We start from the raw sequence: 13,304 nt of genomic DNA, 5'->3' as shown, positions 1-13,304 counted from the left end.
GCGACCACCGACACCGGCCACCGCATCAGCGCCTCCGAAGCCCGGCGCCTGGTCTGCAACGCCGGCCTCATCCCCGCCGTCCTGGGTGGTAAGTCCGAGGTCCTTGACCTGGGCCGGTCGAAGCGACTCTACGAGAACGGCCCACGGCGGGCGATGGACCTTCGCGACAAGCACTGCCGTGCCGAGGGATGCGACATCCCCGCCGCCTGGTGCGAAGCACACCACCTCGTCCCCTGGAGCGAGGGCGGGAAGACCGACCTCGCCGACGGGGTTCTGCTCTGCTCCCACCATCATCACCGGGCCCACGACGACCGTTACCTCCATGATCGACTCCCGAGCGGCGACCTGAGGTTCCACCGCCGCAGATAGACGGGGTGGGTGTGCCACCAGTGCTGCTCATTGCAGCGTCACACACGATGTCCGGGCTCGCGACGGGACCGGTCAGGTCAGGTTGGACGGACCCGTGTTGTCCAGGACGACGGTCGCGCGGGTGCGAGGTCGACACCGGTCGAGGTAGATCCGTTGCCCCTCGACGTAGCGGCGCATCGACGGGTGCTCCGGATCGGGGTGGCTGCCATCCCGTTCGGCCATCCGTCGAGCCGTCTCGGTGAAAGGCACGTCGAGGAACACCGACCAGTCCCAACGGTCGGCGAGCTCGTCGCGATGGAGGAACATGCCCTCGACGATCACCACCGCATCGGCAGGGACGTGCTCGTCCAGTGGGGCGATGACTGCATCGGCGCGGTGATCGAAGAACCGGCGCCGGACTCGTCGGTCACCACCCGGTCCGAGTGGGTCCAGGACGTGTCGGATGAGGGCATCGAGGTCGTAGGAGTCGCGGAAGAAGCCCTCCGGTGAGTCCCGACCTCGGCGGTGGCGCACCTCTCGCGGAGCCAGGAAGTCGTCCTCGTGCACGACGAGGGCCGTTCGTCCGGCGTCCGCGATCACGGACGCGAGTCGAACCGCGAAGGTCGTCTTGCCCGATCCGTCCACCCCGTCAACCGCGATCAACGCGGGCCGTCGCAGTGCAGCCACGTCGCCCGCGAGCTGGTCCCAGCACGGGTCGAGGTCAGAGGTCACACGCGGATGATGCCAGCGGCTGGTGCCAGCGACGCGGCACGGGGGTCAGTCGATGCACTGCTCCCAGACGCCGGCTCGCCAACCCCCGGCGTCGGCACGCCAGACGTCGACCTGGGCCAGACGGTGGCCACCCCGGCCCAACAGGTCCACCACGCGCACGGCGTCCCGGTCACCCGCGCCGACGTCGTCCCCGCGTGCCTGGGTCCGCAGGGACGCAACGCGGCCTCGCTCGTCGTAGTCCARCATCGCCTTCTCCAGGGCACCCCACGAGGGAGCCGCGGCGACCGGGTCGTAGTGGCTCACGCAGTCGCCCCCACCGTCACTGGTGCCGGGCGTGCCTGAGCACGCCCCGACAGTCGCGCACGCGAGTACGGCGAGACCGAGGCGCCCGCCCATTGTCAGGCGAGACCCGCGGCGAGGACTGCGGTGACGTCCTCGTCCTCGAAGTCGTAGCCGGCACGCTCGAGGGCGGCGGGGCGGGCGTTGACCGAGCCGAGGAGCTCGGGAGCCATCCGGCCGGCGGCAACCCTGAGGATGGGGGAGGGCGCGACGAGGAAGGCGGGGCGGTGGACGGCCTCGGCGAGGGCCCGGGTGAACTCCGCGTTCGTGGGAGTCCGTGGGGCGCACAGGTTGAAGGCGCCGGATACGTCGCCGGAGCCGGCCAGGAAGGCGACCGACGCGACCCAGTCGCGGAGCGAGATCATCGGGAAGTACTGCTCGCCGGAGCCCAGCCGTGCACCGAGCCCGAGCTTGAAGAGGTGACGCAGCTCGCGCAGCGGCGAGGACCGGCGGTCCATCACCGGTGCGGTGCGCAGGATGCAGACCCGCGCGCCGGCCTGCTCGGCCGGCGAGGTCGCCGACTGCCACTCTCGGGTGACCTGGGTGAGCATGGCGTCGCCGCGGGAGTCGGTGGCCTCGGTCAGCTCGTCCGCACCGTGGTCGCCGTAGTAGGAGATGCCGTTGCCGGCCAGGAAGGCAGGCGGGCGGGGCGCCGCGGCGATCGCGTCGGCGAGCGCCTTGGTGGTCGTGACCCGGCTGGTCAGGACGGCCTCGGCGCGGGACTTGGAGTGGGGGTTGCCGGCGATGTTGACCCCGGCCAGGTTGACGACGACGTCTGCGCGATCGATGACGGCCTGGTCGAGCTCGCCGGTGTACGGGTCCCAGCGCGACTCCAGCGACGACTGCGTCGTGCGGCGGACGAGGTGGATCACCTCGTGGCCCTGCGTCCGCAGGTGATGGGTCAGATGGGTACCCAGGAAACCGGACGCACCGGCGATCACCGCTCGCATGCCCCCACCCAACCATGGCGCCCAAGGAGCCCCGGCCGCTCGGACGGCGTCAGCCGGCCAGGTGCCGCCAGCTGGCCGCGAGCTCGCTCCAGGGGCCCTCGTCGCGGACCCTGCCGTCGACCAGCACGACCACGCGATCGGCCTGCGCCAGGGCAGCGGCCTTGCTGGTCGCGCCGACCACCGTCGCGCCGCCGTCGCGCAACGACGCCCACAGCTCGACCTCGGTCGTCGCGTCGAGCGCGGAGGAGACGTCGTCGGCGAGCAACAGGTCGGCGCCGCACGCCAGCGCCCTGGCGAGGGCGAGCCGCTGCACCTGTCCGCCGGAGAGGCGCACCCCACGATGGCCCACGAGCGCATCAGCGCCCCCGGCCTCCTCGACGTCGCGGCCCAGACGGGCGGTGGCGATGGCGGGCTCGACGTCGCGGTCCTCGTGGTCGAGGGCGACGTTGCCGGCGAACGAGCCGGACAGCACCCGCGGGACCTGGGCGACGTGGGAGACGCGCGTGGGTCGCAGCTGGGCCTGCGGGTCGCGGACGGGGTCGCCGTTCCACCGGATCTCACCGGTGCTGCTCACCAGTCCGGCGAGGGCCGAGAGCAGGCTGGACTTGCCCGAGCCGACCTGGCCGAGCAGCAGCACCAGCTCGCCGGACCGGACGGTCAGGTCGACGTCCTGGACACCCAGGGTGCCGTCGTCGTGCACCGCGCAGAATCCGTGCAGCGACAGCTCGCGGAGCGGGTCGCGCTCTGGTGTGGCGGGTGCCGGCGAGATGCCGGCGACCATGTCGACGCCGGGCGGCAGGTGCATGAGGTCGCCGCCGCCGGCCAGCGCGCTGGTCGCCTCCATCCACGCCCGCACCCCGGGGGCCTCGGTGACCACCGATCCGGCGACGCGGCCGAACCAGTCGAAGCCACTGACGGCGTTGGCCACCAGCAGCGCGGTGGCCAGCTCCCACTGGCCGGTCAGCAGGCCCACCCAGGCGGCGACGACGCCGAGCTGGACCATCACGACGGGCACGCCGTCGAGCAGGGCCTGGACCCGGTGCTCGCGGACGGCCGCCTCGACCCGGCCTGCGTCGACCTGGCGCAGGTGCTCGTGCACCGAGGGCGTGGCCGCGGCGAGCTTGACGGTGCGCACCGACTCGAGGGCGCTGACCAGCGAGCGGCCGAAGCCGGCCCGGGCCGTCGACGAGGCGGCGGCCGACCGGCCGGCCACGCGACGCCCGAACGACGACGCCACCGCGGAGGCGACCATGACCGCGAGGAGCACCATCCCCGCCAGCCAGGTGCCGGCGATGATCGCGGTGACCAGGACGATGACGAGCCCGTTGATGAAGTCGACCCAACGGTCGGCGTAGCGAGCAAGGCGGTCGGCGTCCATGGTGCGGGCCACGACCTCCCCCGGCGGGGTGCGCTCCAGCCGGTGCTGCGAGGTCTGGCCGTGCAGCACCGACAGCCGCACCCGCAGCCGCACCGAGATCCACCAGCGCGGGTAGGTCCGGAAGGCCTGGGAGAGCAGCAACGGGCTGACGAGCAGGGAGACCACCAGCGCCACCGTGAGCCCGACCGGGACCTGGTCGTCCTGGAGGGCGGTGACCGCCAGGCCCCAGACCCAACCGGTCAGGGCGCCGAAGGCGCCGGTGAGCGCCGAGAGGAGGAAGAGGAACATGCCGAGAAGTCCCCACCGCGGCTCGATGGTGAGCGCGCTCCACGTGGCTCGGGTGAGGCTGGGCGCGGGACGGACCACCGGGAGCGGCGGGGGAGTCGTGGACCGGCGGACCGACCCGATGGCGCTGTCGTCGTGGTGGTGCTCCTCGACGACGGGCTCGTGGGCCGAGGCTCGGAGCAGGTCGCGGAACGGACCGTTGTCGACGGCCAGCCGCTCGCGGGGACCGCGCTGGACGACGCGACCCGACTCGAGGACCGCCACCTRCTCGGCCCGGCGGGTGGTCGAGAGCCGGTGGGCGACCAGGATGCCGGTGCGCCCGGAGATCAGCCGCTCGGCGGCCCGCACGACCCGTGCCTCGGTGACCGGGTCCATCCGGGCGGTGGCCTCGTCGAGCACCACGACCCGGACGTCACGCACGAGGAGCCGCGCGAAGGCGACCAGCTGCTCCTCCCCAGCGGACAGGCTGGTGCCACCGGGGCCGAGGGTCGTGTCGAGACCGTCGGGCAGGCCGGCGACCCAGTCGGACAGGCCGAGCTCGGCGACCGCGGCCTCGACCTCCGCACGCGGGTGGGGACCGAAGAGGGTGATGTTGTCCGACAGGCTGCCGGCCAGGATCTCGGTGCGCTGGGTGACCACGCCGACCGCCGCCCGAAGGGCCTGGAGGTCGAGCTCGAGGACGTCGGTGCCACCGAGCAGGACGGTGCCGGGCTCCGGTTCCGCGGCCCGGGACAACAGCGACGCCAGCGTCGACTTGCCCGAGCCCGTGCGGCCGACCAGCGCACACGTGTGGCCGGCGGGGACGAGGAGGTCGACGTCGCGCAGCGCGAAGGTGCCGGCCTCGTAGGAGAAGTGCAGGTCGCGGAACTCCACGTCGAGCGCGCCGGACGGGAGGGGGAGGCCGCCCGTGGGCTCGGCGCGCGCGGCCAGCATGCCGCGGAGCCGCAGCACCGCACCGAAGCCCTCCTGCAGGTCCGGGAGGTGCCGGGCGAGCATGTCGACCTGGCCGACGAACTGGGTGGTGACCAGGAAGAGCGTCACGAGCGCGGCGGTCGACAGGTCGCCGCTGGAGACCAGGGCGATGCCCAGGACGCCGGTGCCGGCCAGGACGCTGGCCAGGAGCGTCCCGCTGCGCCGCGTGATCCGGGCCTCCACGGACAGCACCGCGTCGAGTGCGCGGTGCACGGCGGCGGCCACCCGCGCGTTGCGACGCAGGACGTAGGCCTGGCCGAGGCTGGTGCGCAGGTCGTCGCGTGCGGCCACGCCCTCCTCGGTGGCGGCGGCGTGGTCGGTCCAGGCGGCCTCCTCGATCACCTTGCGTTGCGAGACGAGCGGGAGGAGGCGGCGGACGGCCAGGACGGCCGCGACCGCGGTGAGCGGGAAGAGGAAGAACGCCGGCCACCAGGTGAGGGTGGCGACGATCCACAGCGGCCCCGACGCCAGGAGCGTGCGGGCGGCCATCCACACGCCCCACCGCAGCAGCTGCCCGACCTCCCACGTGTCGTCGTCGATGCGGTCCAGGACCTCGCCCACGGCCTGCTCGGTGAGGTCGGCGAGAGGCTGGGACATTGCTGCATCCAGCAGGTCGGACCGCAGTCGGCCCTCGGCCCGGTCGACCACGCCGGCCCAGATCGTCTTGGCGACGGTGTCGACCAGGGCAGCACCCACGACGCAGATCGCGAGGGCCATCGCCAGTCGCTCGGTGGGCTGCGCGGCGAGCTGTCCGGCGACGACCGAGCCCAGCGACGTGCCGATGGCGCCGACGAAGGACATCGAGAAGCAGAGGATCGACAACGGCTGTCGCAGCCGGCGCCAGTCGACGGGAACGCGTCCGGGTGCCGGGTCGGGTGACGTCGACGGCTCGGTGCGGGTGGGTGCGGAAGAGGTGTTGAGGGTGCTCACGGTAGGACCACCGTAGGCGTCGGGACCGACAACGCGCTCGTGGTTATGTGCCACGACGACGAACGCCCCGCCCGGAGCGGGCGGGGCGTTCGTGGTGACGCGGGGTGCTGCGGGGTGGTGCGGGTCGGCTCAGACCTCGAACTGGCCCGACTCCAGGCGCTGCTTGACGTCCCTGAGGAAACGGCCGGCGTCGGCGCCGTCGACGAGGCGGTGGTCGTAGGTCAGCGACAGGTAGACCATGTGGCGCACCGCGATCGTCTCGCCCAGGTTGGGGTCGTCGATCACGACGGGACGYTTGACCACGGCACCGGGGCCGAGGATCGCCACCTGGGGCTTGTTGATGATCGGCGTGTCGAAGAGCGCCCCGAAGCTGCCCAGGTTGGTGATCGTGAAGGTGCCGCCGGACAGCTCGTCGGGGCCGATCTTGTTGGTGCGGGTGCGCTCGGCCACGTCCGCGATCTTCTTGGCGATCCCCGCGATGGAGAGGTCACCGGCGTCCTTGACGACGGGGGTGAGCAGGCCCTTCTCGGTGTCCACGGCGAACGCGATGTTCTCGCGGTCGAAGTAGGTCACCTCGCCCTTCTCGGTGTCGATCGCGGCGTTGAGCTTGGGGTGCTGCTTGAGCGTGTCGATCGCCGCCTTGGCGAAGAACGGCAGGTAGCTCAGCTTGACGCCCTCGCGGGCCAGGAAGTCGGCCTTCACCCGCTCGCGCAGGCGGGCGATGGTGGTCACGTCGACCTCCATCACCTGGGTCAGCTGGGCCGACGTCTGCAGCGAGTCGACCATCCGCTCGGCGATGATCTTGCGCAGGCGCGAGACCTTCTCCGTGGTGCCGCGCAGGGGCGACGGGGTGCCGGTCGGAGCGGACCCACCGGCGGCGGGGGCAGCGGCGGCCGGAGCCGCGGCCGGGGCGGCCGGCTGCTGGGCCTGCTGCGCCTGCTGGGCCTGCTGCTGTGCGGCAGCAGCGGCGTCGAGGACGTCCTGCTTGCGGATGCGGCCACCGACGCCGGTGCCGCTCACCGCGGACAGGTCGACACCGTGCTGGGAGGCCATCTTGCGCACCAGCGGGGTGACGTAGGCGCTCTGGTCGTCGCTGCGCGACGGGGCCGCGGCGGGAGCCTCCTGCTGGGGAGCCTCCTCCTGCTTCGGCTTCTCCTGCGCGGCGGGCTGCTCCTGGGCCGGCTGCTTGGCCGCCGGCTCTGACTTCTCCTCGGCGGCGGGCTCCTCGGTCTTCTCCTCCGCGGCGGGAGCGGGCTCCTCGGCCTTCTCCTCGGCCTTGTCCTCGGCCGGAGCGGGCTCGTCCTTCTCCTCGGAGCCGGACGAGGACGCGGCGGCGTCGCCGGAGCCGATCGTGGCGAGCTCGGCGCCCACCTCGACGGTCTCGTCCTCCGCGACCTTGATCTCCAGCAGGGTGCCGGCGACGGGCGAGGGGATCTCGGTGTCGACCTTGTCGGTGGAGACCTCGAGCAGCGGCTCGTCGACCGCGACGTCGTCGCCGACCTGCTTGAGCCAGCGGGTGACGGTGCCCTCGGTGACGGACTCGCCCAGCGCGGGCAGGGTCACGGACGTGCTGTCGCCACCGCCGGAGCCACCGCTCGACTTCTTGGCAGCGGGCTCCTCGGCCGCGGGGGAGTCGGACTTCTCCGCCTCGGGGGTCTCGTCGCCGGCGGGCAGCTCGCCCTTCTCCTCGACGATCTCCTCCTCCTGCTCGGCCTTCTTCTCGGCCTCCTGCTCGTCCTTCGGCKGGGCCTCGGGCTCGGCGGTGTCGTCGGCGTCCCCGCCGGACTCGCCCTCGTCACCGATGACGCCGAGCACGGCGCCGACCTCGACGGTGTCGTCCTCCTGCGCCTTGATCTCGAGCAGCGTGCCCGCGACCGGCGAGGGGATCTCGGTGTCGACCTTGTCGGTGGAGACCTCGAGCAGCGGCTCGTCGACCGCGACCGTGTCGCCGACCTGCTTGAGCCAGCGGGTGACGGTGCCTTCGGTGACGGACTCGCCGAGGGCGGGGAGGGTGACTTCGGAGGCCATGGGATTCCTTCGCTCGCTGTGACGTGGGGTTGAAGTGGGGGGTGGTGCCGGATCAGGAGTGGGCGTGCAGCGCCTTGCCGGCGAGGGCCAGGTGGGCCTCGCCGAGCGCTTCGTTCTGGGTGGGGTGCGCGTGGACCAGGGGAGCCACGTCGTCGGCGTGGGCCTCCCAGTTGTAGATCAGCTGGGCCTCGCCGATGAGCTCACCGACGCGGTCGCCGACCAGGTGGATGCCGAGGACGGGGCCGTCGGTACGGCTGACGAGCTTGACGAAGCCCTGGGTGCCGAGGATTTGGCTCTTGCCGTTGCCGCCGAGGTCGTAGACCACCGTGGTGACCTCGTCGCCGTACTGCTCGCGCGCGGTGGCCTCGTCGAGGCCCACGGAGGCGATCTCGGGGTGCGAGTAGGTGACCCGCGGGATGCCCGCCTCGTCGATCGGACGCGGGTCGAGCCCGGCGATGTCCTCGGCGACGAAGATGCCCTGCTGGAAGCCCCGGTGGGCCAGCTGGAGGCCCGGGACGATGTCGCCCACGGCGTACACGCCCTCGAGGTTGGTGCGGCAGCGCTCGTCGGCGAGCACGAAGCCGCGCTCCATGGCGACGCCCTGCTCCTCGTAGCCGAGCCCCTGCGTGGAGGGGCCACGACCGACGGCGACCAGCAGCAGGTCGGCCTCGATCACGTCGCCCCCCTCGACCGTCACGGCGACACCGGTGTCGGTGTGCTTGACGCTCTGGAACGGCGTGGCGGTGCGGACGTCGATCTTGCGCTTGCGGAACGCACGCTCGAGAGCCTTGGACGACGCCTCGTCCTCGACGGCCACCAGTCGGGGCAGCGCCTCGATGATCGTGACCTTCGAGCCGAAGCTCGCCCAGACGCTCGCGAACTCGCAGCCGATGACGCCGCCGCCGAGCACGATGACCGACTCGGGGACCCGGTCGAGGCGCAGGGCGTGCTCGGAGGTGAGCACCCGCTCGCCGTCGACGTCGAGGCCGGGCAGGGACCGGGAGTAGGAGCCGGAGGCCAGCACGACGTGCCGACCGGTGTAGGCGGTGTCGCCGACGGTGACGGTGCGCGGTCCGGTGAGCCGGCCCTCGCCCTCGATCACGGTGATGCCACGGGACTTGATGAGTCCGGCGAGCCCCTTGAAGAGCCGGCCGACGACCTTGTCCTTGTAGGCGTTGACCGCGGGCATGTCGATGCCGTCGAGGGTCGCGTTGACGCCGAACTGGGCGGCATCGCGGGCCGAGTCGGCCACCTCCGCGGCATGCAGCAGGGCCTTGGTCGGGATGCAGCCCACGTGGAGGCAGGTGCCTCCGAGGTTGCCCTTCTCGACGAGGCCCACCGTCATCCCGAGCTGTGCCGCACGGAGCGCACAGGCATATCCGCCCGAGCCTGCCCCGAGGATGAGTACGTCGAAGTCGCCCTGCGCCACCTGATGCCTTCCGCTGTCTCCCGATGGATCGGGGCCCATCCTTGCACTCTTCGTGAGCCTGTCCACACCGGGTCGCTTCGGTCGGACGGGCAGAATGGCGCCATGGGACTCTTCGACCGACTCCGTCGCTCCGGCCGTGTACGACGACCCGCCAAGGATGCGTCGCGGACGGGCTCGACCACCGTCCGGGCCGCCGACGGGGGCGACGTGACGCACCTGGCCGAGTTCGTCAGCACGCGGCGCGGGGTCGAGGGGTTCGTGGAGCCGCGCACGGCGGTCAGCGACGTGACCCTGCTCCTCGTCGCGCACGACGGCGAGTGGACCCGCCGCCGCGTCCCGAGCGTGAAGTGGGCCCACGACTTCGCCAACAAGCACCACGTCCCGTCGTACGACGCCGCGGTCGTCGGCATCCCGCAGCGCATGCGGGACTACAACCGGCGCAAGAAGGCCGGAGGCCTGTGAGTGGGCGCCGCGGCCGGAGGCCTGTGAGTGGGCGCCGCGGCCGGAGGCCTGTAGGTCAGTCCGTCGAGGCGGCGAGGCCGCGGGCGTAGGCGACGAGCGTGGTCACGCCGAAGCCGGTGGCCCCCGACGGCACGTGGCCGTAGGGCCCGCCGCCGTTGATCTCGTTGCCGGCGATGTCCATGTGCGCCCAGGGCAGGCCACCGGTGAACTCACGCAAGAACGCCGAGGCGTAGAGCCCGCCGCCCCAGCGCACCCAGTCGTGCTGCAGCAGGTCGGCGACCTTGGAGGAGGTGATGCGCTCCTTCATCTCCTCGGGGATCGGCATCGGCCACAGCTGCTCACCGGCGACCTCGCCCGCGTCGAGGACCGCTTGGATCGGGGCTCCGGTGCCGAGGACGGCGCCGACGCGGTCGCCGAGCGCGATCTGCAGGTGGCCGGTGAGGGTGGCGACGTCGACGATGACGTCGGGCTCGGTCTCGCTGGCCATCTGGAGGGCGTCGCCGAGCAGCATCCGGCCCTCCGCGTCGGTGTTGGCGATCTCCACGGTGGTGCCGCCGTACATCGTGACGACATCGCCGGGTCGCATCGAGGTGCCGGAGACCATGTTCTCGGCCATCGGCGCGTAGGTGGTGACCTTGATGGGCAGGCCGAGGCGGGCGATGGCGAAGGTGGCGGTGATGACGGCGGCGGCGCCGGCCATGTCGCCCTTCATCCCGACCATGCTGCTGGAGGGCTTGATGGTGAGGCCGCCGGAGTCGAAGGTGACGCCCTTGCCGACGAGGGCGAGGTGGCGCTCGGCGCCCTTCGGCGCGTAGGTCAGCCGGACCATCCGCGGCTTGGCGTCCGAGCTGTTGCCGACGGCGAGGGTGCCGCCGCAGCCGAGCTCGGCCAGCTGGTGCTCGTCGAGGACCTCGAGGGTGACCTTGGGGGTGCCGCGTCCCTTGGTGAGCGCGCGGTGGGCCTCGGTCACGGCGTCGGCGAAGGCCGGGGGAGTGAGGTGGCCGGGCGGCTCGTTGACCCAGTCGCGGCAGGTGAGCACGGCGCTCGCGACGACCTGGGCCTCCTCGAACGCGGTGATCGCCTCGGCCTTGCGGGCGACCGGGCTGAGCACGACGACCTCGCCGGGAGCGGTGTCCTCGGTGTCGCCGGACTTGTGGCGGGTGAACGTGTAGCCGCCGAGCAGGTGGCCCTCGGTGGCCGCGGCGACCAGCTCGGGGGTGCCGGCCGGGAGGGCCAGGGCGACGGACGCGGCGTTGGGGACGCTGCGGGCGGCGACGCCGGCTGCGCGGCGTACGGCGGTCGGGGTGACGGCGCCGTCCTTGTCGGCGGCACCGAGGCCCACCAGCACGAGCAGCGGCGTCTTGACCACGCCGGCGGTCGGCACCTTGACGCTCTCGCCCGCACGCCCGGTGACCCCCAGGGAGGACAGCAGCGGGCGCAGCTTGCGACCCCACGCCTCGGCGACCTCGGCGGCCTCCTCGACGAGGACCGGACCCTTGTCGGAGAAGAGGACGCCCACCACCACGGCGTCTGCTCGGGTCTTGGCGGGACTGGCATGGCGGAGCGTGTACGTCGTCGTCACCCGGGCATGCTAGGCGAGGCGTCCGACACGGTGCGCTGCGGTAGGTTTCCGGGCATGTCCGAGCCAACCCTGACGCAGTCGCCCCTGCACGAGGCACACGTCGCCCTGGGCGCCAAGCTCGCCGAGTTCGGCGGATGGTCGATGCCCCTCGAGTACCCCTCCGGCGTGGTCAAGGAGCACACCGCGGTCCGCGAGGCGGTCGGCGTCTTCGACGTGAGCCACCTCGGCAAGGCGATGGTCACCGGGACGGGCGCCGCGGAATTCGTCAACGCGACGCTCTCCAACGACCTGCGCAAGATCCAGCCCGGCAAGGCGCAGTACACGCTGTGCTGCGACGCCGGGACCGGCGGGATCGTGGACGACCTCATCGCCTACTACCAGGACGACGAGCACGTCCTGCTGGTCCCCAACGCCGCCAACACCGCCGAGGTCGTACGCCGCCTGCGTGAGGCCGCGCCCGAGGGCGTCACCGTCACCGACCACCACCGCGACTACGCCGTGCTGGCCGTGCAGGGACCGAGGTCCGACGAGGTGCTCGAGGCCATCGGCCTGCCCGCCGGGCACGACTACATGTCCTTCGTCGAGGCACCCTTCGAGGGCCCGGACGTCGTGGTGTGCCGCACCGGCTACACCGGTGAGCGGGGCTACGAGCTGATCGTCGCGAACGACGGTGCCCGCGCCCTGTGGGACGCGATCCTCGCGGCCGGTGCCGAGCACGGCATCCTCCCGTGCGGCCTCGGGGCCCGCGACACCCTGCGCACCGAGATGGGCTACCCGCTCCACGGCCAGGACATCAGCCTCGACGTCACGCCGGTGCAGGCCGGCCTCGGCTGGGCGGTCGGCTGGAAGAAGGACGCCTTCTGGGGCAAGGACGCGCTCGTCGCCGAGAAGGAGGCCGGCCCGAAGCGTCGCCTGCGCGGCCTCGTCGCCGTCGGGCGTGGCATCCCGCGACCCGGCATGGGCGTCACCCTGACCCGGGATGTGCCGCTGGCCGACATCACCTCGGGCACGTTCTCCCCGACCCTGAAGAAGGGCATCGGCCTCGCGCTGATCCCGACCATGGTGGCCGAGGACGCGGAGGTCGGCGTCGACGTGCGCGGGCGCCGCGAGATCTTCCGGCTCACCAGGCCGCCGTTCGTCGACACCTCCGTGAGGGAGTCCTGATGCTGCCCGGCCAGCCCCCGACCTTCCGCCAGCCCAGCGCGTCCGAGCGGCCCTGGTGGTGGCGCCTCGAGGACACCTCCGGCAACACCGTGTCGGCCCCCGGCCACGACTCGGAGCGCTTCAGCTCGCAGGCCGACGCCGAGTCCTGGGTGGGTGAGCTGTACGCGGAGCTCGCCGAGGCGGGCGTCGACGCGGTCACCCTCTTCGAGCACGAGCGACAGGTCTACGGACCCATGTCGCTCCACGCGTGAGCCCGGGCTGATGGCCGAGGCCCTGTGGACCGACGTCGCGACGGCGTACGACCGGTCCTTCGCGACCCTCTGCACGGGCACGACCGACGCGCTGCTGGCCCATGTGCCCCCCGGCGCCAGGGTGCTGGACGTCGGGTGCGGATCGGGCCACGTGACCGAGTCGCTGGTGGCCGCCGGGCACGTCGTCCACGCGGTCGACCCCGACCCCGAGATGGTCGCGCTCGCAACGTCGCGGTCCGCCGCCGACGTGCGTCGGGGAGGACTGCCCGACCTGCCGTACGACGCCGGCTCCTTCGAGGTGGTCGTCGCCAACTTCGTCCTCAACCACGTCGACGACCCGCGTGCGGCCGCCCGTGGCCTGGCCCCCGTCGTGCGCCCCGGGGGACACGTCGTGGCGACCATCTGGCCGGCGTACGTGCCGCCGCAGGCCACGCTCTGGAACGCCCTGCTCGAC

Annotated in this window: 12 protein-coding genes; 5 read left to right on the top strand and 7 right to left on the bottom strand. The window is 72.5% G+C overall.

Going from position 1 to position 13,304, the window contains the following annotated elements; genetic code table 11:
• Positions 1–153: 153 nt before the first annotated feature.
• Complete coding sequence (locus AC1DQF_RS19065) at positions 154–369, top strand: HNH endonuclease signature motif containing protein (protein ID WP_477526805.1); 216 nt, start codon at positions 154–156, stop codon at positions 367–369.
• A gap of 72 nt (positions 370–441) precedes the next feature.
• On the opposite strand, the gene AC1DQF_RS19060 is transcribed toward AC1DQF_RS19065, so the two are convergent.
• The 6 genes from AC1DQF_RS19060 to lpdA form a co-directional block, all read right to left on the bottom strand.
• Complete coding sequence (locus tag AC1DQF_RS19060; RefSeq protein WP_477526804.1) at positions 442–1,080, bottom strand: nucleoside/nucleotide kinase family protein; 639 nt, start codon at positions 1,078–1,080, stop codon at positions 442–444.
• Positions 1,081–1,125: 45 nt separating this feature from the next.
• The gene (locus AC1DQF_RS19055) at positions 1,126–1,383 is read right to left on the bottom strand and encodes a hypothetical protein (protein WP_477526803.1); all 258 of its coding nucleotides are present in this window, start codon (positions 1,381–1,383) and stop codon (positions 1,126–1,128) included.
• Positions 1,384–1,478: 95 nt separating this feature from the next.
• Positions 1,479–2,369 (bottom strand): TIGR01777 family oxidoreductase, encoded by an 891-nt coding sequence (locus AC1DQF_RS19050; RefSeq protein ID WP_477526802.1) that lies wholly within the window; start codon positions 2,367–2,369, stop codon positions 1,479–1,481.
• Between the two features lie 49 nt (positions 2,370–2,418).
• Positions 2,419–5,934, bottom strand: coding sequence for an ATP-binding cassette domain-containing protein (locus tag AC1DQF_RS19045; RefSeq protein WP_477526801.1), 3,516 nt, complete (start codon positions 5,932–5,934; stop codon positions 2,419–2,421).
• Positions 5,935–6,063: 129 nt separating this feature from the next.
• Positions 6,064–7,962, bottom strand: coding sequence for a 2-oxoglutarate dehydrogenase, E2 component, dihydrolipoamide succinyltransferase (sucB, locus tag AC1DQF_RS19040; RefSeq protein WP_477526800.1), 1,899 nt, complete (start codon positions 7,960–7,962; stop codon positions 6,064–6,066).
• 52 nt (positions 7,963–8,014) lie between these two features.
• The gene (gene lpdA, locus AC1DQF_RS19035; RefSeq protein ID WP_477526799.1) at positions 8,015–9,391 is read right to left on the bottom strand and encodes a dihydrolipoyl dehydrogenase; all 1,377 of its coding nucleotides are present in this window, start codon (positions 9,389–9,391) and stop codon (positions 8,015–8,017) included.
• Between the two features lie 102 nt (positions 9,392–9,493).
• Here lpdA and AC1DQF_RS19030 point away from each other — a divergent pair, with 102 nt between their 5' ends.
• Positions 9,494–9,853: a hypothetical protein gene (locus tag AC1DQF_RS19030; protein ID WP_477526798.1), complete on the top strand. Its 360-nt coding sequence runs from the start codon at positions 9,494–9,496 to the stop codon at positions 9,851–9,853.
• 55 nt (positions 9,854–9,908) lie between these two features.
• On the opposite strand, the gene AC1DQF_RS19025 is transcribed toward AC1DQF_RS19030, so the two are convergent.
• Positions 9,909–11,435 carry a leucyl aminopeptidase gene (locus AC1DQF_RS19025; RefSeq protein WP_477526797.1) on the bottom strand — a complete coding sequence of 509 codons (1,527 nt, stop codon included), beginning with the start codon at positions 11,433–11,435 and terminating at the stop codon, positions 9,909–9,911.
• Between the two features lie 54 nt (positions 11,436–11,489).
• Here AC1DQF_RS19025 and gcvT point away from each other — a divergent pair, with 54 nt between their 5' ends.
• The 3 genes from gcvT to AC1DQF_RS19010 all read left to right on the top strand — a co-directional run.
• On the top strand, positions 11,490–12,599 hold the full coding sequence (gene gcvT, locus AC1DQF_RS19020; protein WP_477526796.1) for a glycine cleavage system aminomethyltransferase GcvT: 1,110 nt from the start codon (positions 11,490–11,492) through the stop codon (positions 12,597–12,599).
• On the top strand, positions 12,599–12,850 hold the full coding sequence (locus AC1DQF_RS19015) for a hypothetical protein (protein WP_477526795.1): 252 nt from the start codon (positions 12,599–12,601) through the stop codon (positions 12,848–12,850). The genes gcvT and AC1DQF_RS19015 overlap by 1 nt, the downstream gene beginning before the upstream one ends.
• 10 nt (positions 12,851–12,860) lie before the next feature.
• Positions 12,861–13,304, top strand: a 444-nt coding sequence (locus tag AC1DQF_RS19010) for a class I SAM-dependent methyltransferase (protein ID WP_477526794.1), incomplete at its 3' end; no start/stop codon positions are given.

This window comes from Nocardioides sp. P4_G4 (genome assembly GCF_056401085.1).
This window is presented reverse-complemented; position numbering and strand designations above follow the sequence as displayed.

What these genes read in the sequence shown, in the direction of transcription:
- AC1DQF_RS19030 (WP_477526798.1), top strand. Translation starts at nt 9,494, where the DNA reads ATGGGACTCTTCGACCGACTCCGTCGCTCCGGCCGTGTACGACGACCC.
- AC1DQF_RS19050 (WP_477526802.1), bottom strand. Translation starts at nt 2,369, where the DNA reads ATGCGAGCGGTGATCGCCGGTGCGTCCGGTTTCCTGGGTACCCATCTG.
- AC1DQF_RS19015 (WP_477526795.1), top strand. Translation starts at nt 12,599, where the DNA reads ATGCTGCCCGGCCAGCCCCCGACCTTCCGCCAGCCCAGCGCGTCCGAG.
- AC1DQF_RS19065 (WP_477526805.1), top strand. Translation starts at nt 154, where the DNA reads ATGGACCTTCGCGACAAGCACTGCCGTGCCGAGGGATGCGACATCCCC.
- gcvT (WP_477526796.1), top strand. Translation starts at nt 11,490, where the DNA reads ATGTCCGAGCCAACCCTGACGCAGTCGCCCCTGCACGAGGCACACGTC.